Genomic DNA, 19,874 nt, shown 5'->3' on the forward strand with positions numbered 1-19,874 from the left:
TGAAAAATGCAAATTTCGCCCTACCATTCCCCGCAAGACCTTAATAGCCGGAATTAACCCCCTTCTTTTCCCCTCTACCCTCCATGACGCGGCAAAAATCGCGGTAAACTTCTTGCCGCCGGTGCCGATAACCGCTTCGCCTACCGCGTAATTATCAGGAGAGCAACATGACCAACATCAGTTCACTCGGCGTCGGGTCCAACCTGGACCTAAGCACCCTGCTGGATACGTTAACCACCGACGAAAACAAGCGGTTAACACCGATAACCAACAAGCAGACCAATATCAATGCCAAAGTGGCGGCCTACAGTACGCTGCAAACCGCGCTGGAAACCTTTAATACCGCCACCAAGGCCCTGTCCGATAACACGCTTTATACTAAAAAAGTGACCAGCACCACCGATGGGTTTACCTCGACGGCGGGCGACACGGCGGTCAGCGGCAGCTATAGCATTAAGGTTACCCAACTGGCGACGGCGCAGTCGCTGGCCACCAAACAAGTGTTTACCGATACCACCTCGCTTATCGGCGCCAGCAGCACCACCCGTAGCCTCAGCATTCAGGTGGGCAGCGGCAAGGCCGTGGCCATTCCCCTGACCGACGCGCAAACCACACTCGGCGGAGTGCGCGACGCCATTAATAAGGCCAACGCCGGCGTCACCGCCAGTATCGTCCAGTCCGGGGACAGCGGTTACCAGCTGGTCGTCACGTCCAACACCACCGGTACCTCCTCCAATGTCACCATGAGCGTCACCGGCGACGCTACCCTGAACGGCATCCTGGGCTACGACAGCAACGGCACCGACGCCGATAAAACCGCCGCCGGCATGAATGCCGCCGTGACGGCTCAGAACGCCAAGCTAACGCTGAACGGTATCGACGTCGAACGCAGCAGCAACACCATTACCGACGTGCCCCAGGGCGTTACCCTGACCCTGACGGCGGAAAATACCACCGCACAGAACCTGATAGTGCGCCAGAGCGCCACCGATTCAACCAAAGCCGTCGAGGAGTGGGTCTCAGCGTATAACACCCTGCAAACCACCTTTACCACGCTAACAAAATATACCCCCGTAACGGCCGGCACTGCGCCGGACGCCAGCAATGGGGTTCTGTTAAGCGACAGTGTTTTGACGTCGGTAAAAAATCAGCTGCGCAGCGTGCTGGGCGCGGGCCAGAGCAACGACGGCATCAAGGCGTTAAGCCAGGTCGGCATCACGCTGAATAAAGACGGCACCCTGGCCACCGATGAGGCCAAACTGGTCAAAAACCTGGCGGACAATCCATCGCAGGTGGCGGGCTTTTTCGCCGGCGACGGCAAAACCACCGGAATGGCGACCCAAATGTCGTCCATTGTCACCTCGTTCACCGAGGACAGCGGCACCATCAGTGATACCAAGGACAGCCTGGCCGACGTGCTGACCGGACTGAACAAGCAGTACACCCAGGTTCAGACCAGCATCACCAATAATATTGCCCGCTATAAAAAACAGTTTACCCAACTGGACGTGCTGGTTTCGTCGCTGAACAATACCGCGACGTATTTAACCCAGCAGTTTGATGCCATTTCTAACATATCATCCAGCAGCAACTGATTGCCGCGGGCGTAAATTTCTGGGAGAAGGATAGTAACAATGTACGGTTCACATGCGTATGCCGTCGTGGGCTTGCAGAGCAGCGTCATGAGCGCCAGCCCGCATAAGCTTATCACCTTGTTATTTGACGGGGCGCTCAGCGCACTGGCGAAAGCGGACATCTTCATGGCGCAGGGCAATATCGCCGCCAAAGGCACTGCGTTGTCCAAAGCGATCGAGATCATCGATAACGGACTGAAAATGGGTCTGGATATGGAAAACGGCGGCGAACTGAGCCATAACCTGGCCGGTCTGTATGATTACTTCTGCCGACAGCTTATCCAGGTCAATCTGCATAACGATCGCGACCTGCTGCAGGAAATCCGTCTGATGCTCACCGGGATCGCCGATGCCTGGAAGCATATTTCCCCGGGCGGCCCGCAACCTTAATGAGGAATATTCTGATTATCAGATTCATGTTTCGTTTCTAATAATGGTTATCCCGACACGTCAGGGTGTGTGATAAAAATAGCTAGGAAATGAGCAGAATTAACCCAATTTATATGTCCGATACCTACTAGGATAGCCATAATGGATGCTTGCCCTTCTCTTTTAGCCCATTATCAGCAAATTCTTGCGCTAAGCGAAAATATGTTGTCGATGGCCCGTCAGTCAGAATGGGATGCCTTGGTCTATATTGAAGAAAAATATGTTCAGGCGGTGGCCAAGATCGCCGAACTGAATTCTTTGTTGGAAAATCCACTTTCCACCGTTATCCAGGATAATATTGCCTTGGTATTACAGCAGTTGCTGAAAAATGAACATGAAGTAAATCAATTGCTTCAATCACGCCTTGATCAGTTGAAAGAGCTCATCGGCCAGTCAAACCGTCAGCAATCCATTAACTCGGCCTACCATAAGTTTTCCGATCGGGCGTCGATGCTGCCGGGTGAGATAAAAAAATAACCGCCTGCGACGATATCAGGCGGGAATCATCCTAAAAAATGCGTCCAGGCCCACGTGGGAGGCAAAATTGTCATTTTCGCCTATATTTACAGGGTGAACACTCAATAAGGATGATAACAATGTTTGATAGAGCCAAAGATAAAGCGGAAGAAATTGCGGGCAAGGGCCAGGAAGAATTCGGCCGTGCTACCGGGGACAACGCGCTCCATCTGGAAGGGAAACTGCGTAAACGCGCCGCGCAGGCGTCTTACAGCGTGAACGACTGTATTGATCAGATTAAAGAAAAAACCGTCAATGATCCGATTCCGGCGCTGCTGATTGCCAGCGGCGTGGGTTTCCTGCTGGCTAAAATTTTAGGCCATCGCCGTCATTGATTCTGCCCGGTTGGCGCCGGGCGACGGCGTGTCCCACATGCGGTTGCCCGGTGTCGCGGTAAGCCCGCGGTTGTAAAAGCAGCAAGAGCTATACGGGTGGCGAAGTGTTATCATCATCGTCTCTTTATAGCCGCGGCGATTATTATGTCTATCCTTGATGCGCTTAAGGCGTTCGGCAGTACTTCAGTTAAAGTCACGTGCCCGGAATGCGGCAACGCAACCCAGCAACCCGCCCAAAAAGTACGCAAAAACATCACGTTAGTTTGTCCCAAATGCGGTCACTATTTTCTGCCGAAAGACAAATAGGCTTTGCCCTATTGAGAAATTCGCCCGCGCTATACCGCGAGCAACCCTATCGCCACGCCGATAAAAAAACGCCGGGTTTCGTCGCTTTCCCGCTCCTGCTCGGCGGCCAGGTACGCCATGATGGCGGCCGGGTGAATCTTGGCGCCGCGCCGGTGGAGCGCCAGGCTGGCCTGGCCTATCAACAGACTTACCGTATCATGGGTGTGCCGCAACGCCTCTGCGGGTATTGTCATCGCCGTCTCCTATTTTCTCTTTATCATTTTGCCGGCGTAATGTTGCAGAAAAATGAACAGAGAATGAATAACGGCGCAGGGGATATGACGGCACACAACGGCGCCAGGCGAATAGAGTCATGATGGATAAAATCCGTTTTTTGGCCTGTCTGCGTATAAGTACGTTTTTTCAGCAAAATTTCTTAACAAAATCTATGCCGATCGCTTTAATCGTTTTCGTAGCAGCTCCCTTCAACGTGCTACGAAAGGCATATTGCCCCTTCTCTTCCATGCAGGAATCATTACCACCAATACCACGTTAACCCACGGAGCGACCGCCTGGGCCGTCATTGACATTCGCATGCGCGCGTAGAACGCAGAGTGCCTGCATTGACGCCATGAACAGAGCCTATTTATCTTAAAGACAACAATCCCCCGGTAAACCGACGTAATGGCCTCCCAATCTGGTTTAGCCAGTTATTCTCGTAACCTTTTTATTCTGGTTGCCGATAAGCTATTAAACGAATAAGGGGAAATATATGAATTACGTATTTATTACTTTGCTGGGTTTACTTGGGTGTTGTTATGTTTGGTCTTGGTTGACCATCGGGAGTTACGGCCGTTTCAGATACACGAATAAGCGCAAAAAAGATGTTGGTTTGCATTTAATTCCTTGCAAGACGCCAAGGAATCGCGCTAAATCAGCAGCGATTTATAGCTCTTTGCGTAGTATTTTGAAAAAGCTCAAGGCCGACGGTTATGAGACTGTTTCTTTTGAGTCGCATCTCCTTGATCAGCGTGGAACAGATATCATTCAAAAAATCGTCACCCAAGAACATATTTCAATACTTTCAATATCCTACAGAAAGACACCGCTATGGCGGAAAGTTGTGATTCCCTACATCACATTTATTTTCAGAGCTAAGCGCGTTAAGGTAAATAAAATGAGTGGGAAAATTGTCATCAAGTTGTGATGCCTGACTCAGCCGCCCGAGGCGGCGTTTCAATTTAATATGTTAAGGAGTGGATCAATGTTATTAATTTCCTCATCGGCATGGAACGGGCAGAGCGGCTGGGCAGATGCAATCATGCCGCGTTGGCCCTCTAGGGCGTTGCAACGGATAATAAAATAAGCATCATTTACCGCAACAGTTACCCCGGCTATGACACTGCGGTCATAGGGTATAGGCACATTAGCACTCAGTTTGTCTGAATCCTCGACCGTGCCGCCACTATCAATCAGCACGCTCACACCTCGGCGCCCTTTTAACTGAGGAACGCCTGACGGCACGGCGATAGGTCATTGTCCAATGTCCGGGCGCTGGGCTTTAGGATGCAAAATCGGATATTTAAACTAATATTAATATTCCCAGGGGCAATATCAGTTTTCAACACAAGCAAAGGAGTTAATCATGAGCCTTTTCAGTTTTGTCAAAGAAGCAGGCGAAAAATTATGGGATGCCGTCAGTAATAGTGATGATGCGAACAAGAAACTGCAAGAACACATCAGCAAGCTGGGATTGCCAGGCAGTGATAAAGTTGAGGTCAAAGTCAACGGTGATACGGTTACAGCTACCGGTGCCGGGATTTCACAAGAGCTTAAAGAAAAAATTCTTATCGCTGCTGGCAATGTTGCCGGGATCACGAAAGTGGAAGACAACGTTACCGCGGTCGATAACGTCCCCCAATCGGAATTCTATACCGTCAAGAAAGGCGACACATTAAGCGCCATCTCAAAGCAGGTTTACGGGACTCCCAACGAGTACAACAAAATTTTTGCAGCCAATAAACCTATGCTCTCCCACCCCGATAAAATCTACCCCGGTCAGGTTTTGCGTATTCCAAAATAACCGGCTGCGTGGCTAACCGTTATATTCGGGGCAACCCTAACGCCATGACCTGAGAGCAGGAAACCGCCAGGCCCTCTTTTGAGGGATGAATTTATCCGGGTTCTTTAGTTCGTTGAACCCGCATTGCCTGTTGTATTCACCCCCATTGACCGCCATAAACGCGCGGGACAACACGTTATCTGACATTATCGTTCTTTGCCCCACCCATGCCCCATGGAGAAACAGCGTGAGGGAATGGACATTACTATCAGTACGTCAGTGCCCCTACACGGACATGTTCATGATGTCCTGATAGGCCGCCACCATTTTATTTCTCACCTGGACGGCGGTTTGCAACGAAATGGAAGATTTTTGCATATCCACCATCACATCATTGAGTCCTAAAGCCGAATTGCCGGTGGCGAAGGCTTCCGACTGGACGCGAACCTGGTTTTGCGTATCGCTGGTTTTATCCAGCGCAGCGCTGAGCATGCCGGCAAAACCGCCGCCGGACTCGGGGGCTTCGCTAACGCCGCCCGCAGCCCTGGCGGCCTGCTGCAGTTGTTGAACCGCTGATTCAATCCCCTGAATAGCCATGACGTTTCCTCAATTTTAACGTTGGCTGCTACCTTAGCAGAACCCTTGGCGGCCTAAGGCGCTAAATAACGCTAAAACACCCGGTTATTTCAGCCATCGATTGTGTTGCTAAAGGCAAATAATGGCATCCACATTTATATGATGACCGCCGGCTATGCCCGTTAAGCACCGCAGGGAGAGTGATTTGTTATCAGCGATTAAGCAATACCGTTCAACTCATGGCGGAATGATGCGATGAGTACGGTTAAAAACGGTTCTACCGGACAGGGCAAGAATCCGTTCATGCCGATGCTGGAGCGGCTGCGCAGCCATCCTAAAATATCCGCGGCAATTGCCGCCGCCGCGATGATAGCGGTTGTGGTGGTACTGGCACTATGGGCAAAAAGCCCCGATTATCGGGTGCTGTACAGTAATCTCGGCGATCGCGACGGCGGCGATATCGTCGCGCAGCTGACGCAGATGAATATCCCCTACCGTTTTACCGAACAGGGCACCGCCGTGCTGGTGCCGAGCGAGTCGGTGCATGAAACCCGCCTGAAACTGGCCAGCCTCGGCCTGCCGAAGGGCGGCTCGGTGGGCTTCGAGCTGCTTGATCAGGAAAAATTCGGCATCAGCCAGTTCAGCGAGCAGATCAATTACCAGCGGGCGCTGGAAGGCGAGCTGGCGCGCACCATCGAAACCCTGGGACCGGTACAGTCGGCGCGGGTGCATTTGGCGCTGCCTAAGCCGTCGCTGTTTGTGCGTGAACAGAAAAACCCCTCCGCGTCGGTGACCCTGAACCTGCAGCCGGGCCGCGCGCTGGATGACGGCCAGGTTAACGCCATCGTCTATATGATCTCCAGCAGCGTGGCCGGTTTGCCGCCGGCAAGCGTCACGGTATTGGATCAGCAGGGGCATCTGTTGACCCAAGCCGACGCCAACGGCCGCGCGCTGAACGCGACCCAGCTGAAATTCAACAATGAGCTGGAAAACCGCTACCAGCGCCGCATCGAAACCATTCTGGCGCCGGTGGTGGGCAGCGCCAACGTGCATGCCCAGGTGACGGCGCAAATCGATTTCGACAGCCACGAACAGACCGAGGAACAGTATCAGCCGAACGGGCGCGACGATAACTCGGCCATTCGCTCCAAACAGGTGGCGCAAAGCGAGCAATTGGGCGGTTCGCCGTTGGGCGGCGTGCCCGGCGCGTTATCCAACCAACCGGCCCCCACCGCCGTGGCCCCCATTGATAAGCCGCCGGTGGCCAATACTAACGGCCAGACTACCGCGCCTGGCGCCCGCGCCGGCGTCAGTGGGCAAAACGCCGCCCAGTCCAAGGCCACCGCCACACCGTCCAATACCCGGCATGATGAAACCATCAATTATGAGCTGGATCATAAGGTAGTGCATGTAAAACGCAGCGAGGGTAACTTGCAGCGTCTGTCAGTGGCGGTGGTGGTCAACTACCTGCCCGGCGAGGCCGGTAAGCCCGGCACGCCGCTTACGCCGGACCAGATCAAGCAGATTGAGGATTTAACCCGCGAGGCGATGGGGTTCTCCGCCGATCGCGGCGATAGTCTTAACGTGGTGAATACGCCGTTTGTCACCACCGAAGACAATGGCGGCGTGCTGCCGTTCTGGCAGCAGGCGTCCTTCTTCGACAGCCTGTTGACCGCGGGACGCTGGCTGCTGGTGCTGCTGGTGGCATGGATCCTATGGCGTAAGCTGGTTAAACCGCTGCTTCGGGTTAAACCCGAGGCGCCGGTGAAGGAGGCGGGCGCAGGCGCGATGGCGTCGGCATCCCCCGCCGCCGAGGATGTGGTGGTCAGGCTCAGCCGCGATCAGCAAGAAGATCAGAAACGGGCGCAGCAGCGGGAAAACACCGAGGCGCGTACCCAACGGATCCGCGATATGACGGATCAGGATCCCCGTATCGTGGCGTTAGTTATCCGCCAATGGATGAGCAGCGAACAATGAGCATGACCGGAACCGAAAAAAGCGCCGTGTTATTGATGACCCTGGGCGAAGACCGGGCGGCGGAGGTTTTCAAACATCTGTCGGCCCGGGAAGTGCAGCAGTTGAGCAACGCCATGGCCAATATGCACCAGACCTCGCATCAGGAACTGCTGGAGGTGCTGAAAGAGTTCGAAGCCGAGTCCGAGCAGTATGCCGCGCTCAGCGTGAATGCCGGCGATTTCCTGCGCACGGTGCTGATCAAGGCGCTCGGCGAGGAACGCGCCTCCAGCCTGCTGGAGGATATCCTCGAAACCCGCGAAACCACCACCGGCATGGAAACCCTCAACTTTATGGAGCCGCAGAATGCGGCGGATTTAATCCATGAAGAGCATCCACAGATTATCGCCACCATCCTGGTCCACCTGCGGCGCTCGCAGGCCGCCGATATCCTGGCGTTGTTTGACGAAAAACTGCGCAACGACGTCATGCTGCGTATCGCCACCTTCGGCGGCGTGCAGCCGGCCGCGCTGGCGGAGCTGACCGAGGTGCTAAACGGCCTGCTGGACGGCCAGAACCTGAAACGCAGCAAAATGGGCGGCGTGCGCACCGCGGCCGAGATTATCAACCTGATGAAAACGCAGCAGGAAGAATCCGTCATCGACGCGGTACGCGGCTACGACCACGAACTGGCGCAAAAAATCATCGACGAAATGTTCCTGTTCGAAAATCTGGTGGACGTGGACGACCGCAGCATCCAGCGGTTGTTGCAAGAAGTGGAATCGGAGTCCCTGCTGATTGCCCTGAAAAATGCCCAGCCGCCGTTGCGCGAGAAGTTCCTGCGCAATATGCCGCAGCGCTCGGCCGAGATCCTGCGCGACGATCTGGCCACCCGTGGCCCGGTACGTATGTCGCAGGTAGAGAACGAACAAAAGGCGATTTTGCTGATTGTCCGCCGCCTGGCGGAAAGCGGCGAAATGGCGATCGGTGGCGGAGAGGATACCTATGTCTGATGCATTTAACCACTTACCCTGGCGCCCTTGGGCATTAAACGACCTGGCAAGTCCGGTGCCGGCGGACATGCTGCCGATCGCACTGGACGCCCAGGCGGACGATACGCAAATCCAGCAGGCGGCAATCAACGCCCTGCGCAACCAGGCCAAACAGGAAGCGCACCGCAGCGGTTACGCGGAAGGCGTTAAACAGGGGCAGCAGGAAGGTTACCAGGCCGGGCTGCGCGCCGGGCAAGAGGAGGGCCTGCTGCAGATACAGCGCGACCAGCAGCCCGCCGTCGCGCAAATGCAAATGCTGGTCAACGAGTTCCAGCATTCCCTTGACTCCCTTGACACCGTGGTGGCCGAACGGCTCGCACAGCTGGCGCTGACCGCCGCCCGCCAGGTGTTGGGCCAGGAGCCGGCCGGCGGCGGCGACGCCATGCTGCGCCTTATCCAGCGTTTACTGCAGCAGGAGCCGCTCCTGAGCGGCAAACCGCAGCTGCGCGTGCATCCGGCACAGGTGGCGCTGGTGGAACAGCATCTGGGCGCGACACTGAAACTGCACGGCTGGCGGCTGATCCCCGACGACGAACTGCATCCCGGCGGCTGTAAAGTCACCTCGCCGGAGGGCGATATCGACGCCAGTCTCGCCACCCGCTGGCATGAACTATGCCGCCTGGCCGCGCCGGGAGACGTCTAATGGCCACCCGTCTGGGCCGCTGGCTGGACGCCATGGATACGCTGGAGCAACGTTTGTCCGCCACGCCGCAGATCAGGCATTACGGCAGGCTGACCCGCGCCACCGGCCTGATTATGGAAGCCACCGGCCTGCAGTTGCCGCTGGGCGCGCCCTGCCTGATTGAGCGCCAGGGCGACGCCGGCATGGTCGAGGAAATCGACTGCGAGGTCGTTGGCTTCAACGGCGATAAGCTGTTCCTGATGCCGCTTGAGGAAGTGGAAGGCATTGTGCCGGGCGCGCGCGTCTATGCGCGCCGGCGCGCAGACGGCCAGAACGGCAAGCAGTTGCCGCTCGGCACCGCCCTGCTTGGCCGCGTGCTGGACGGCAGCGGCAAGCCGCTTGACGGATTGCCGCTGCCGGATACCGGCTACCGCGCGTCATTGAACACTGCGCCGGTCAATCCGCTGCAGCGCACGCCGATTTACGATGTGCTCGACGTCGGCGTGCGCACCATCAATGCCCTGCTTACCGTCGGGCGCGGTCAGCGTATGGGACTTTTTGCCGGCTCAGGCGTAGGTAAAAGCGTACTGCTGGGCATGATGGCGCGTTATACCCAGGCCGATGTGATCGTGGTGGGGCTTATCGGCGAGCGCGGACGCGAAGTGAAGGATTTTATCGACAATATCCTGGGCCGGGAGGGCCTGGCGCGCTCGGTGGTTATCGCCGCCCCGGCGGACGTGTCGCCCCTGCTGCGCATGCAGGGCGCCTCCTACGCCACCCGCATCGCCGAGGATTTCCGCGATCGCGGCAGCCATGTCCTGCTGATCATGGATTCCCTGACCCGCTACGCCATGGCGCAGCGTGAAATCGCCCTCGCTGTCGGTGAACCGCCGGCCACCAAAGGGTATCCCCCGTCAGTGTTCGCGCGCCTGCCCGCGCTGGTGGAGCGCGCCGGCAACGGTATCAGCGGCGGCGGCTCCATTACCGCCTTCTATACCGTGCTGACCGAGGGCGACGACCAGCAGGATCCCATCGCCGACGCCGCGCGCGCCATACTTGACGGCCATATCGTGCTATCGCGCCAGCTGGCCGAGGCCGGCCATTATCCGGCCATCGACATCGAGGCCTCCATTAGCCGCGCCATGACCGCCATCGTGCCCGCGGCGCAGGAAACGCTGGTCAGGCAGTTCAAGCAACTGCTGTCGCGTTACCAGCGCAACCGGGATTTAATCAGCGTCGGCGCCTACGCCGCCGGCAGCGACGTACAGCTCGATCGCGCCATCGCGCTTTATCCGGCCATCGAGGCTTTTTTACAGCAGGACATGCATCAGCGTTGCGAATATCTGTCGGCCTGCGAGCAATTGCAGGGATTATTCAGTTAAGCCGGTTAACGAGGATCAATGAAAAGTAATGCACCGCTGGACGTTTTGCGCGAACGGGCAAAAGAAGAACTGGACAAGGCGGCGATCCGCCTGGGGCAAATCCGCCAATCCCATCAACTGGCCCGTAAACAGCTGGAGCAGCTACAGGAATATGAACGGGAATACCGGCAGAAACTACAGCGCGGCATGACCGAAGGCATGGCTTCGGCCAGCTGGTACAACTATCAGCAGTTTATCATCACGCTGGAAACCGCCATCGAACAGCACCGCACCCTGCTGGAACAATGGAGCCTGCGGCTGCAGCAGGCGGTTCAGGTCTGGCAGAACAAACATCAGCGCCTTAACGCATTGGTGACGTTGCATACGCGTCATCAACAGCTTCAGCTGGCGCATGATAACCGCCAGGATCAAAAACGAATGGATGAGTTCGCCCAACGGGCGTGCGCGAGGAAACACTCATGATAGTCGCAGTCAGTGACATTGCTTCCATGCAGGATACGGCCGGCGGCAACGGCGCTAAAAACACCGGCAACGCCGCCCCGGATTTCAGCGCCATGCTGAGCGGCAAGGTTAACGACCGCCAGCTGCCGGCGCCGGCAGCCGACGCCGGCAGCGCCCAGGCCGACGCCGCAGAGGACGCTCCCGTCGCGACCACGGCCGAACCGGCACGTCCCGACCTGCTGGCGGAAAAGCTGGCGGCCAAGCTGACCGGCGATGTCCCGGCCGGCGCCGTGAACGAGACGTTGCCGCCATCCGCCGGCGATACCGCCACCGCGCCAGCCGCCATGCCGGCGGCGACGGCACAGGAAGCGGACCCGGTCCTGAACAGCGACGCCGCCGCCCTGATGGCGTTGCTGGCATTGACCCGCCCGACGGTTGCTGACACGTCCGTGGCCGCCGCCGGCGTCACCGCTAATACCGATAGCGCCGCTGCCGCCTTGAGCGCCGCTGCCGCCCAGAACAGCGACATGGCCGTGGCGACGGTGCCACTGGCCCAGGCCGAAAACGCCGCCGCCCTGAGCGTCGGGACGAATAACGCCGCCGCCACGGCGGACAACGCGCAGAATACCGTTATCACCCCGGACGACGCCGCCGCGACGCCGCCGTTGACGTCGCCGGCAGCCCTGGTGGCGGGTTTCGTTTCCGCCAAGACCGTCGACGCCACGGCGCCTGAGTTGAAAACCGTCCCCGCCGCCACGGTGACCAAGGGCAAGCCATCGCCCGTCGCCGATGCGGGATTACCGCCGCCGGCCGCCACCGCCGCGACCGGCTCGCCGGTCAATCCGGCGATCGCCGCCGGCACCGATAGCGCTAACGAAGGGACCGACCCGGCGGCCGTCACTGCCCTGCTCCTGAAAAAAACCACCGGCGTCCTGTCCGACGTGTCCATGCCTGGCGCCACAGCGCCGGTCACACCTACGCTGAGCGCCGCCGATGCGGCCGTCACCACCCCCGCAGCACCTGCCCCCGCGCTTATCAGCGCCCAGCTTGGCAGCGACGAATGGCGCCAGGCCATCGGCCAGCAGGTATTGATGCAGTTGCGCAACGGCCAGCAGAACGCCGAGCTGCGTTTACACCCGGACAATCTGGGCGCCCTGCAGATCAGCCTGCGCATGGACGGCAACAACCAGGCGCAAATCCATCTGGTCTCGGGACATAGCCAGGTGCGTTCCGCCCTGGAAGACGCCCTGCCGCAGCTGCGCACCTCCCTGGCGGAAAGCGGTATCCATCTGGGCCAGAGCAGCGTCGGCAGCGATGCCACGCCCAATTGGGGCGGCGCCGGGCAAGAGGCCGCAGGCAATGCCCGCGCGGCATCGGGATTCACCATTGACGCCGTCGCCGGGAACGCCAGCGGCGTTGTTGCGCCCGAGACCACCGGCCGTCGCGCCGCCGGCATAGATACCTTCGCCTGATGCTGCAAACGGGCAAGTTAAGGCAAATTACCGCGCCTATTCGCGCTATTGAATTACGCGGGAGACGGGATAATTACCGTCAATAACCGGCATTTTACGGCAGTCGCCATGGAAAAATGCCGTCACGCTTACAGGAATACCTAATCGTTATGTCACAAAATGTGCTTCCTTCGGCTCGGAAAAAATCAAAATGGCTGATGGCCCTGGTGGTCATTGCCCTGGCTGCTGGCAGCGCGGCGGGTTACCTTTGGTGGCAGCATCGCCTGCCCGGTCAGACAGCTTTGGAGGCCCCGGCGCCCGTGGCGCCGATACCGATATTTTTATCGCTGGACACGTTCACCGTGAACCTGGTCAATCCGGCCAACGATCCCGATCGCGTGCTCTACATCGGCCTGACGCTGCGCCTGCCCGACGAACCCACACGCAAGGCGATGATTGATTTTATGCCGACGGTACGCAGCCGCATGCTGCTGCTGCTGTCCCGCCAGGACGCGGAGGCGCTGGCAAATGATAAGGGTAAACAGCAGTTGGTCGAGCAGATTAAATTGACTTTGAGTGAACCCTTGGTGGCGGGCCAGCCTCGGCCCGTTGTGAATGATGTCCTTTTCACTGCCTTTATCCTGCGCTGAACATCATGGGCGATAGCATATTATCCCAGGCCGAAATCGATGCGCTGCTCAATGGCGACGACGGTGAACAGCAGCCGGTCAGCGCGGGTATTGAAAACGATGTCAAACCCTATAATCCCAATACCCAGCGGCGGGTGGTGCGCGAACGGCTGCAGGCGCTGGAAATCATCAACGAACGTTTTGCGCGTTCGTTTCGCATGGGATTATTTAACTTGTTGCGGCGCAGCCCGGATATTACCGTCGGCGCCATCAAGATCCAGCCTTATCATGATTTCGCCCGTAACCTGCCGGTGCCCACCAATCTGAACCTTATCCACCTCAAACCGCTGCGCGGCACCGCCCTGCTGGTGTTTTCGCCCAGCCTGGTGTTTATCGCGGTCGATAACCTGTTCGGCGGCGACGGCCGTTTTCCCATCAAGGTCGAGGGCCGGGAATTTACCCATACCGAGCAGCGGGTGATCCGCCGTATGCTGAAACTGGCGCTGGACGGCTATGAAGACGCCTGGAACGCCATCTATAAGCTGCATGTGGAATACGTGCGCGCCGAAATGCAGGTGAAATTCACCAATATCACCACTTCGCCTAACGATATCGTGGTCACCACGCCGTTTCATGTGGAAATCGGCTCGATGGTGGGCGAATTCTATATCTGCATTCCGTTTTCCATGATTGAACCGTTACGGGAACTGCTGACCAATCCGCCGCTCGAATATTCCCGGGTGGAAGACCAGGGATGGCGGGAAAACCTGGTGAAGCAGGTCCAGCATACGCAGTTGGAGCTGGTGGCGAATTTTGCCGAGGTCTCGCTGCGGTTGTCGGAAATCCTCAAACTGGCGCCCGGCGACGTGCTGCCAATCGATAAACCCGATTACCTGATTTCCCATGTGGACGGCGTGCCGGTGCTGACCAGTACCTACGGCACCCTGAACGGTCAGTACGCGCTCAGCGTAAAACAACTTATTAACCCCGTATTGAACTCCCTTAATGAGGAACAGCCCGATGAGTGACCCTAAGAATCCGTCCGGCGCAGATACGCCGTCCGCCGACGATCTGTGGGCGGAGGCATTCGACGAGCAGCAGTCCGCCGGCAAGGAATCACCGGCATCCACCGACGGTATTTTCCACCAGTTGACCGCCGAGGATAATGCCGGCCCCTTGCAGGATATCGATATGATTATGGATATCCCGGTCAAGCTTACCGTTGAGCTGGGACGGACCAAAATGACCATCAAGGAACTGCTGCGGCTGTCGCAGGGCTCGGTGGTGGCGCTGGACGGCCTGGCCGGCGAGCCGCTGGATATTTTGATCAACGGCTATCTGATTGCCCAGGGCGAGGTCGTGGTGGTGGCGGATAAATACGGCGTGCGCATTACCGATATCATTACGCCCTCCGAACGCATGCGCCGGTTGAGCCGCTAAATGACCGCCGCCCAGCCCCTCGTCACGGCCCACGCCTCGCCTCCCGCCGCCCATGAATTTAACGGCGCGGGCGCCCTTACCCAGGTAGCGGGCGCCTTGGGCGCCATCCTGCTGGTTATCCTCCTCGGCGCCTGGGTGGTGCGTAAGCTGGGCCTGGCGCCCGCGGCAAGGCAATCGCAACGGCTGAAAATACTGGCCAGCTGCTCCCTGGGCCAGCGTGAGCGCGTGGTGATGGTGGAGGTCGAGGGCACCTGGCTGGTGCTGGGGGTTACCGCGCAGCAGATTACACCGCTGCATACCCTGCCCGCGCCGCCCGACGCCACGGACAACGGCGTTGCGCCGCCGGACTTTCGCCAGCGGCTGCGCCAGGTGATGCAAAGGACGGGGAACGCCCGATGAACAGGTTGTGTCTCTGCCGGCCCGGAAACGGCCGGCTTATCGTTCTTGGGCTGGCGCTGCTGGCCGTCGCCCCGTGCGGTTGGGCGCAACTGCCCGGCATTATCAGCCAGCCGCTGGCGGGCGGCGGGCAAAACTGGTCGCTGCCGGTGCAGACGCTGGTATTCCTTACCTCGCTGACCTTTATCCCGGCCGCGCTGCTGATGATGACCTGCTTTACGCGCATCATTATCGTGCTGGGCTTGCTGCGCAGCGCCATCGGCACGCCTTCCGCGCCCCCCAACCAGGTTTTGCTGGGGCTGGGGCTGTTCCTGACTTTTTTTATTATGGCGCCGGTATTCAATACCATTTACGACGAAGCCTACTTGCCGTTAAGCGAAAACAAAATCAGCATGCAGGCCGCGCTGGAAAAAGGGGCGCAGCCGCTGCGCGCCTTTATGCTGCGCCAGACGCGCGAAGCGGATCTGGCCCTGTTTGCCCGGCTGGCCAAGGCGCCGCCGCTCGATGGCCCGGAAGCGGTGCCCATGCGCATCCTGCTGCCGGCTTATGTCACCAGCGAGTTGAAAACCGCCTTTCAGATCGGGTTTACCATTTTTATTCCCTTCCTGATTATCGATTTGGTGGTCGCCAGCGTACTGATGGCGCTGGGCATGATGATGGTGCCGCCCGCCACCATCTCCCTGCCCTTTAAACTCATGTTATTTGTGCTGGTGGACGGCTGGCAGCTGCTGCTGAGTTCTCTGGCGCAGAGTTTCTATACTTAACCCTTAACAAGACAGGCAAGATTATGACGCCGGAATCGGTAATGGCTCTGGGCCACGAGGCAATTTTAGTGGCGCTGGCGCTGGCCGCCCCGCTGCTGATGGCCGCCCTGTTCAGCGGCCTTATCATCAGCCTGCTGCAGGCCGCCACCCAGATCAATGAAATGACGTTATCGTTTATTCCCAAAATACTGGCGGTGGTGGCCACCATCGTGATTGCCGGTCCCTGGATGCTCAACCTGATCCTGGACTATATGCGCACGCTGTTCACCAGCCTGCCCGCGCTCGCCGGCTGACGATGCTGCAACTGGATACCACGCAGCTCGCGTTCTGGATCGGCCAGTATTTCTGGCCGCTGGTGCGTATCCTGGCGCTTATCGGCACCGCGCCGCTGTTTAGCGAAAAAATCATTCCTGCGCGCGTCAAGCTTGGCCTGGGCCTGATGGTGACCCTGGTGCTGTCGCCCGGCCTGCCGCCCATCAACACGCCGTTGTTTTCCATCGCCGGCTTTTGGCTGGCGACGGAGCAAATCCTGATTGGCACCGCGCTGGGGCTGACCATGCAGTTTGCTTTTGCCGCCATACGCATGGCCGGCGAAGTGATAGGTCTGCAGATGGGGCTGTCCTTCGCCACCTTTTTCAACCCGGCCAGCGGCCTGAATATGCCGGTGCTGGCGCAATTGCTTAATCTGCTCTCCCTGCTGGTGTTCACCAGCCTGAACGGCCATCTGTGGATGCTTTCACTGCTGGCGGACAGCTTCCATTCCCTGCCGGTATCCGGCCTGCCGCTGAACGCCAACGCGTTTATGGCGTTATGCCGCGCCGCCGGCATGATTTTCATCAACGGCCTGATGCTGGCCCTGCCGATGATTACGCTGCTGCTGACGCTGAATATCGCGCTCGGCCTGCTGAACCGCGTTTCGCCGCAGCTGACCGTGTTTGTGGTGGGTTTTCCGCTCACCCTGACCATCGGCATCCTCACCTTCGGCCTGCTGCTGCCGCTGCTGGCGCCCTACAGTGAAAAACTGATGGGGGAAACCTTCGATTTGCTGGCGGATATCCTGGCGGAAATGCCCAAGGGATAAAAAAAGGTATGCCATCCGTCGTTACCCGAATGGCATACCAACAGGGCCGGCACACATGATTACCCGCCCAAAATTACCCGCCAGAGCCACCGGACGGGTTTGGTGCCTGGTTATTGATTGGTCTGGAACAGCGACAGCTTCTGCATGGCGTTAAACGTGGCGTAGGACGCCTGCAGCGCCACCTGCTGTTTGCTGTAATCGGAAATCACCTGGTAGGGGTCCGCGCCAATCAAATCGTTAAGCCGGGTGGTATAGATAGTGGTCCGATCGGTGCCGATGGTATCGAGCGTGTCCAGTTCATTGAGTTTGCTGCCTGTCGACGACTGCACCGACAAGACGTTATCCAGCGAGTTGGCCATGCCGCGCTGGGCCTTGGCCATATCGGCGGTGTACTGGGCGCGGGTGGCGTCATCCGCGTCGTCCTGGGGCGTGTTCAACGCGTTCAGCGCCAGGTTGATGGAATTGAATACGTTGGTTTCACTGGCAGTACTGTCCGGTTCGACGGTATAACCGGCGGCCAGACTGTCAAAAACCGTCTTGCCGGTATCGCCGATAGTCATGGTGCGGCTCGAATCCACGTCCTGGCTGACCGGCTCGGTGCCGCCGACGTAGGTGACGTTGCCGTCGGCATCCTGCACAAATGGCGCGGTCTCGGTCTTGTAGCCGGCGAACATATAATTGCCGTTGGAATCTTGGGTATTGGCCAGCGTCAGCAGCTGATCCTTATAGGATTGCAGCTTGGTCGCCAGCGACTGCCGGTCCGAATCGCCCTGGGTACCGTCCCCGGCCTGCACCAGCAGCGTCTGGATACCCTGGATCGCGGTGGTCACCTGATCGAGAACGGTGCTCTCCAGCGACAGGCTGGCCTCGGATGTGCTGCGCGCCGCGGAATATTGCGCGCCCTGCGCCTGCATCTGGTTGACGGCCACCGCCTGCGATGCGGCGATGGGATCGTCGGCCGGGGAATTCACCCGGTTGCCGGTGGCCAACTGGGTGCCGGTGGCCTGCCATTTGCCGTAGGCGTTGGTAATGCTGTTCAGATTCTGCTGATAAATCATGCTGGTACTTAAACGCATGGTGTTTATCCTTTCCGCTTAGACGTAAATGAGTGGCCCGCGGGCCGTTTAACTGAGCGCCGACAACAGCGAATTAAACACATCGCTGGCGGTATTGAGCACTTTGGCATTGGCCTGGTAATACTGCTGATAACGCGTGAGGTCGATATACTCCTCATCCAGGTTAACGCCCGAGATGGATTGTTGCCGCTCGGTCAGTTGATCGACGATATTGGATTGCGCGGTGCTGGTCACGTCGGCGTTGCTGGTACTAGTACCGATATTGCTCACAAGCGTCGCGTAGGCCGTGCTGATCGTCGCCGTTCCGCCGATCACTTTGGTGGTTTGCAGCGCCAGCAGCGCCTTCGCGTTGCGGTTGTCGCTTTCACCGCCGGCGCTGTCGTCGAGACCGGCGGCAATCTTGGCCGGGTCGGTAATCGCCACGTTCAGGCTGTTGATGACATTGCTGACGGTATTGATAGTGTATTTATCGTTGCTCGCCGCCCCGCTGCTGATGGCGACGCTAAGCCCGTCGAAACTCATGGTGGTGTTGCCCGCGGCGTCGGTGACGGGCGCGGGCGTGAGGGCGACGGCAGCACCGTCGCTGGCGCGCGTTACCTGCCAGGCGCCGCCGGAATATTTGACATTATAATCACTGGCCTTGACCGCGCTGGTATCGCTGTAGGTGACGGTCATCACCGCGGTGCCGGTATTTTTGCTGTTGGCGCTGACGGTAGGGTCGCTGAAGCTGAAAAAATCCTCACCGGCATCGCCGTTAAGATCAACACCGAGTTTATGCGTCTCATTAAAGCTGCCGGCCAGTCCCAGGGCAATCTGGCCGAGGCGGTTGCGGGCATCGTCCAGGGCGCCGGAGCGGAAGCTGAGCAAACCGCCGACGCTGCCGGTGGTCAGACTTTTTTCATCAATTTCGCTGGGGGTGCCGGTGCCACGGTCGTAGGCAAGGGTGCTGCGCGACGGGTCGGCGCTTGACGTCACCGCCTTGACCTGGTAGGCGCTGCTGCCCTGCACCAGCGTCAGGCCGTTGCCGAAGGTCAGGTTAACCGAATTATTATCCTGGACGCTGGCCGTTACCCCGACGATGCCGTTAAGCTCGCTGACCAGTTGATCGCGCTGATCCAGCAGGGCATTGGACGTGTCGCCCCCGCCCTGGCGCACGATTTGATCGTTAAGATTGGCGATTTGCTTGGCGTAAACGTTGATCTGATCGGCGCTGGAGGAAAGCTGCTGATTGATGCCGTCGTCCATATTCTGCAGATAGGTGTTGGCGCTTTTAAACTGGTTGACCAGGCTTTGCGAGCTGCTGATCACCGTCTGGCGCGCCGCGTTGTCCTGCGCGTTGCTGCTCAGCGACTGGATACTGCTGAAAAACGTGCTGACCATGGTGGACAGATCGCTGTCGGTGTTCGACAGCAGGGTGTTGATTTGCGAAATCTGGTCGTAATAACTGCTGGAGGCGGCATAAGTGGACGACGCGGAGCGCAGCTGGTTCACCACCAGGGAATCATAAGCGCGGCTGACGCCGGTCACCGAGACGCCGTTGCCGGAAATGCCGCTGGTCAGTTTTTCCGACAGCTGCGCAGTCTGGCGATTATAACCCGGGACGTACACATTGCTGATGTTGTTCGCCACCGCGTTCTGCGCGGCCTGCGCGGCCTGGATGCCGCTGGAGGCAATATTCACTAACGTATTGGACATCGTTTTTCCTTATGCCGGGGAGACGATGACGCCCGGTTCACCTGCGACGGCGCGC

24 protein-coding genes and 1 pseudogene are annotated in these 19,874 nt (G+C 58.3%); 20 read left to right on the forward strand and 5 right to left on the reverse strand.

Features of this window, described 5'->3' with window-relative positions:
- Nucleotides 1–167: 167 nt before the first annotated feature.
- From fliD to ACL2XN_RS07035, 5 genes are all read left to right on the forward strand, one after another.
- Complete coding sequence (gene fliD, locus ACL2XN_RS07015; protein ID WP_413730553.1) at nucleotides 168–1,595, forward strand: flagellar filament capping protein FliD; 1,428 nt, start codon at nucleotides 168–170, stop codon at nucleotides 1,593–1,595.
- A gap of 39 nt (nucleotides 1,596–1,634) precedes the next feature.
- Entirely contained in the window at nucleotides 1,635–2,024 is a 390-nt protein-coding gene (fliS, locus tag ACL2XN_RS07020) for a flagellar export chaperone FliS (protein WP_413730555.1), read from the forward strand.
- A gap of 141 nt (nucleotides 2,025–2,165) precedes the next feature.
- Nucleotides 2,166–2,540: a flagellar protein FliT gene (gene fliT, locus ACL2XN_RS07025; protein WP_410015378.1), complete on the forward strand. Its 375-nt coding sequence runs from the start codon at nucleotides 2,166–2,168 to the stop codon at nucleotides 2,538–2,540.
- Between the two features lie 119 nt (nucleotides 2,541–2,659).
- Nucleotides 2,660–2,914, forward strand: coding sequence for a CsbD family protein (locus ACL2XN_RS07030; protein WP_410015379.1), 255 nt, complete (start codon nucleotides 2,660–2,662; stop codon nucleotides 2,912–2,914).
- A gap of 144 nt (nucleotides 2,915–3,058) precedes the next feature.
- On the forward strand, nucleotides 3,059–3,220 hold the full coding sequence (locus tag ACL2XN_RS07035) for a YnfU family zinc-binding protein (RefSeq protein ID WP_410015380.1): 162 nt from the start codon (nucleotides 3,059–3,061) through the stop codon (nucleotides 3,218–3,220).
- Nucleotides 3,221–3,249: 29 nt separating this feature from the next.
- Here ACL2XN_RS07035 and ACL2XN_RS07040 read toward each other — a convergent pair whose 3' ends face one another.
- Nucleotides 3,250–3,453, reverse strand: a complete 204-nt coding sequence (locus ACL2XN_RS07040) for a hypothetical protein (RefSeq protein ID WP_410015381.1) — start codon at nucleotides 3,451–3,453, stop codon at nucleotides 3,250–3,252.
- A 518-nt stretch (nucleotides 3,454–3,971) separates the two neighbouring features.
- On the opposite strand from ACL2XN_RS07040, the gene ACL2XN_RS07045 reads away from it, so the two are divergent.
- Nucleotides 3,972–4,406, forward strand: coding sequence for a hypothetical protein (locus ACL2XN_RS07045; protein WP_413730556.1), 435 nt, complete (start codon nucleotides 3,972–3,974; stop codon nucleotides 4,404–4,406).
- Between the two features lie 29 nt (nucleotides 4,407–4,435).
- Here ACL2XN_RS07045 and ACL2XN_RS07050 read toward each other — a convergent pair whose 3' ends face one another.
- Nucleotides 4,436–4,684, reverse strand: coding sequence for a hypothetical protein (locus ACL2XN_RS07050; protein ID WP_413730558.1), 249 nt, complete (start codon nucleotides 4,682–4,684; stop codon nucleotides 4,436–4,438).
- Between the two features lie 160 nt (nucleotides 4,685–4,844).
- Here ACL2XN_RS07050 and lysM point away from each other — a divergent pair, with 160 nt between their 5' ends.
- Nucleotides 4,845–5,282 carry a peptidoglycan-binding protein LysM gene (lysM, locus tag ACL2XN_RS07055; protein ID WP_413730559.1) on the forward strand — a complete coding sequence of 146 codons (438 nt, stop codon included), beginning with the start codon at nucleotides 4,845–4,847 and terminating at the stop codon, nucleotides 5,280–5,282.
- Nucleotides 5,283–5,546: 264 nt separating this feature from the next.
- Here the strand turns inward: lysM and fliE are convergent, their stop codons facing one another.
- Nucleotides 5,547–5,858, reverse strand: a complete 312-nt coding sequence (fliE, locus tag ACL2XN_RS07060; RefSeq protein WP_410015385.1) for a flagellar hook-basal body complex protein FliE — start codon at nucleotides 5,856–5,858, stop codon at nucleotides 5,547–5,549.
- A gap of 234 nt (nucleotides 5,859–6,092) precedes the next feature.
- Here fliE and fliF point away from each other — a divergent pair, with 234 nt between their 5' ends.
- The 13 genes and pseudogenes from fliF (at nucleotide 6,093) to fliR (ending at nucleotide 17,048) form a co-directional block, all read left to right on the forward strand.
- Complete coding sequence (fliF, locus tag ACL2XN_RS07065) at nucleotides 6,093–7,814, forward strand: flagellar basal-body MS-ring/collar protein FliF (RefSeq protein ID WP_413730560.1); 1,722 nt, start codon at nucleotides 6,093–6,095, stop codon at nucleotides 7,812–7,814.
- Nucleotides 7,811–8,803 (forward strand): flagellar motor switch protein FliG, encoded by a 993-nt coding sequence (fliG, locus tag ACL2XN_RS07070; protein WP_413722617.1) that lies wholly within the window; start codon nucleotides 7,811–7,813, stop codon nucleotides 8,801–8,803. The genes fliF and fliG overlap by 4 nt, the downstream gene beginning before the upstream one ends.
- Nucleotides 8,796–9,485 carry a flagellar assembly protein FliH gene (gene fliH / locus ACL2XN_RS07075; protein WP_410015388.1) on the forward strand — a complete coding sequence of 230 codons (690 nt, stop codon included), beginning with the start codon at nucleotides 8,796–8,798 and terminating at the stop codon, nucleotides 9,483–9,485. Before fliG ends, fliH begins: the two co-directional genes overlap by 8 nt.
- Nucleotides 9,485–10,846 (forward strand): flagellar protein export ATPase FliI, encoded by a 1,362-nt coding sequence (fliI, locus tag ACL2XN_RS07080; protein ID WP_410015389.1) that lies wholly within the window; start codon nucleotides 9,485–9,487, stop codon nucleotides 10,844–10,846. The genes fliH and fliI overlap by 1 nt, the downstream gene beginning before the upstream one ends.
- An 18-nt stretch (nucleotides 10,847–10,864) precedes the next feature.
- Complete coding sequence (gene fliJ, locus ACL2XN_RS07085; RefSeq protein ID WP_410015390.1) at nucleotides 10,865–11,308, forward strand: flagellar export protein FliJ; 444 nt, start codon at nucleotides 10,865–10,867, stop codon at nucleotides 11,306–11,308.
- A complete protein-coding gene (locus ACL2XN_RS07090; protein ID WP_413730561.1) occupies nucleotides 11,305–12,759 on the forward strand; it encodes a flagellar hook-length control protein FliK in 1,455 nt (484 codons plus the stop codon). The genes fliJ and ACL2XN_RS07090 overlap by 4 nt, the downstream gene beginning before the upstream one ends.
- 149 nt (nucleotides 12,760–12,908) lie before the next feature.
- Nucleotides 12,909–13,388, forward strand: coding sequence for a flagellar basal body-associated protein FliL (gene fliL, locus ACL2XN_RS07095; protein ID WP_410015392.1), 480 nt, complete (start codon nucleotides 12,909–12,911; stop codon nucleotides 13,386–13,388).
- 5 nt (nucleotides 13,389–13,393) lie between these two features.
- Complete coding sequence (gene fliM, locus ACL2XN_RS07100; protein ID WP_410015393.1) at nucleotides 13,394–14,395, forward strand: flagellar motor switch protein FliM; 1,002 nt, start codon at nucleotides 13,394–13,396, stop codon at nucleotides 14,393–14,395.
- On the forward strand, nucleotides 14,388–14,807 hold the full coding sequence (fliN, locus tag ACL2XN_RS07105; protein WP_410015394.1) for a flagellar motor switch protein FliN: 420 nt from the start codon (nucleotides 14,388–14,390) through the stop codon (nucleotides 14,805–14,807). Before fliM ends, fliN begins: the two co-directional genes overlap by 8 nt.
- Nucleotides 14,808–15,125: pseudogene (fliO, locus tag ACL2XN_RS07110) on the forward strand (flagellar biosynthetic protein FliO); the annotation flags it as partial.
- A gap of 77 nt (nucleotides 15,126–15,202) precedes the next feature.
- A complete protein-coding gene (gene fliP, locus ACL2XN_RS07115; RefSeq protein ID WP_410015395.1) occupies nucleotides 15,203–15,967 on the forward strand; it encodes a flagellar type III secretion system pore protein FliP in 765 nt (254 codons plus the stop codon).
- Between the two features lie 23 nt (nucleotides 15,968–15,990).
- Nucleotides 15,991–16,260: a flagellar biosynthesis protein FliQ gene (fliQ, locus tag ACL2XN_RS07120; protein ID WP_410015396.1), complete on the forward strand. Its 270-nt coding sequence runs from the start codon at nucleotides 15,991–15,993 to the stop codon at nucleotides 16,258–16,260.
- A 2-nt stretch (nucleotides 16,261–16,262) separates the two neighbouring features.
- On the forward strand, nucleotides 16,263–17,048 hold the full coding sequence (fliR, locus tag ACL2XN_RS07125) for a flagellar biosynthetic protein FliR (RefSeq protein ID WP_410015397.1): 786 nt from the start codon (nucleotides 16,263–16,265) through the stop codon (nucleotides 17,046–17,048).
- A gap of 110 nt (nucleotides 17,049–17,158) precedes the next feature.
- Here the strand turns inward: fliR and flgL are convergent, their stop codons facing one another.
- The gene (gene flgL, locus ACL2XN_RS07130) at nucleotides 17,159–18,124 is read right to left on the reverse strand and encodes a flagellar hook-associated protein FlgL (RefSeq protein WP_410015398.1); all 966 of its coding nucleotides are present in this window, start codon (nucleotides 18,122–18,124) and stop codon (nucleotides 17,159–17,161) included.
- A gap of 48 nt (nucleotides 18,125–18,172) precedes the next feature.
- Nucleotides 18,173–19,819, reverse strand: coding sequence for a flagellar hook-associated protein FlgK (gene flgK / locus ACL2XN_RS07135; protein WP_410015399.1), 1,647 nt, complete (start codon nucleotides 19,817–19,819; stop codon nucleotides 18,173–18,175).
- Nucleotides 19,820–19,874: the final 55 nt, after the last annotated feature.

The organism is Sodalis sp. RH22, from assembly GCF_047324165.1.
Taxonomy (GTDB): Bacteria; Pseudomonadota; Gammaproteobacteria; order Enterobacterales; family Enterobacteriaceae; genus Acerihabitans.

What these genes read in the sequence shown, in the direction of transcription:
- fliG (WP_413722617.1), top strand. Translation starts at nt 7,811, where the DNA reads ATGAGCATGACCGGAACCGAAAAAAGCGCCGTGTTATTGATGACCCTG.
- fliJ (WP_410015390.1), top strand. Translation starts at nt 10,865, where the DNA reads ATGAAAAGTAATGCACCGCTGGACGTTTTGCGCGAACGGGCAAAAGAA.
- ACL2XN_RS07090 (WP_413730561.1), top strand. Translation starts at nt 11,305, where the DNA reads ATGATAGTCGCAGTCAGTGACATTGCTTCCATGCAGGATACGGCCGGC.
- fliN (WP_410015394.1), top strand. Translation starts at nt 14,388, where the DNA reads ATGAGTGACCCTAAGAATCCGTCCGGCGCAGATACGCCGTCCGCCGAC.
- fliT (WP_410015378.1), top strand. Translation starts at nt 2,166, where the DNA reads ATGGATGCTTGCCCTTCTCTTTTAGCCCATTATCAGCAAATTCTTGCG.
- ACL2XN_RS07035 (WP_410015380.1), top strand. Translation starts at nt 3,059, where the DNA reads ATGTCTATCCTTGATGCGCTTAAGGCGTTCGGCAGTACTTCAGTTAAA.
- flgL (WP_410015398.1), bottom strand. Translation starts at nt 18,124, where the DNA reads ATGCGTTTAAGTACCAGCATGATTTATCAGCAGAATCTGAACAGCATT.
- fliM (WP_410015393.1), top strand. Translation starts at nt 13,394, where the DNA reads ATGGGCGATAGCATATTATCCCAGGCCGAAATCGATGCGCTGCTCAAT.
- ACL2XN_RS07040 (WP_410015381.1), bottom strand. Translation starts at nt 3,453, where the DNA reads ATGACAATACCCGCAGAGGCGTTGCGGCACACCCATGATACGGTAAGT.
- fliF (WP_413730560.1), top strand. Translation starts at nt 6,093, where the DNA reads ATGAGTACGGTTAAAAACGGTTCTACCGGACAGGGCAAGAATCCGTTC.
- fliD (WP_413730553.1), top strand. Translation starts at nt 168, where the DNA reads ATGACCAACATCAGTTCACTCGGCGTCGGGTCCAACCTGGACCTAAGC.
- fliS (WP_413730555.1), top strand. Translation starts at nt 1,635, where the DNA reads ATGTACGGTTCACATGCGTATGCCGTCGTGGGCTTGCAGAGCAGCGTC.
- ACL2XN_RS07045 (WP_413730556.1), top strand. Translation starts at nt 3,972, where the DNA reads ATGAATTACGTATTTATTACTTTGCTGGGTTTACTTGGGTGTTGTTAT.
- fliE (WP_410015385.1), bottom strand. Translation starts at nt 5,858, where the DNA reads ATGGCTATTCAGGGGATTGAATCAGCGGTTCAACAACTGCAGCAGGCC.
- fliI (WP_410015389.1), top strand. Translation starts at nt 9,485, where the DNA reads ATGGCCACCCGTCTGGGCCGCTGGCTGGACGCCATGGATACGCTGGAG.
- flgK (WP_410015399.1), bottom strand. Translation starts at nt 19,819, where the DNA reads ATGTCCAATACGTTAGTGAATATTGCCTCCAGCGGCATCCAGGCCGCG.
- fliQ (WP_410015396.1), top strand. Translation starts at nt 15,991, where the DNA reads ATGACGCCGGAATCGGTAATGGCTCTGGGCCACGAGGCAATTTTAGTG.
- ACL2XN_RS07030 (WP_410015379.1), top strand. Translation starts at nt 2,660, where the DNA reads ATGTTTGATAGAGCCAAAGATAAAGCGGAAGAAATTGCGGGCAAGGGC.
- fliH (WP_410015388.1), top strand. Translation starts at nt 8,796, where the DNA reads ATGTCTGATGCATTTAACCACTTACCCTGGCGCCCTTGGGCATTAAAC.
- fliR (WP_410015397.1), top strand. Translation starts at nt 16,263, where the DNA reads ATGCTGCAACTGGATACCACGCAGCTCGCGTTCTGGATCGGCCAGTAT.
- fliP (WP_410015395.1), top strand. Translation starts at nt 15,203, where the DNA reads ATGAACAGGTTGTGTCTCTGCCGGCCCGGAAACGGCCGGCTTATCGTT.
- lysM (WP_413730559.1), top strand. Translation starts at nt 4,845, where the DNA reads ATGAGCCTTTTCAGTTTTGTCAAAGAAGCAGGCGAAAAATTATGGGAT.
- fliL (WP_410015392.1), top strand. Translation starts at nt 12,909, where the DNA reads ATGTCACAAAATGTGCTTCCTTCGGCTCGGAAAAAATCAAAATGGCTG.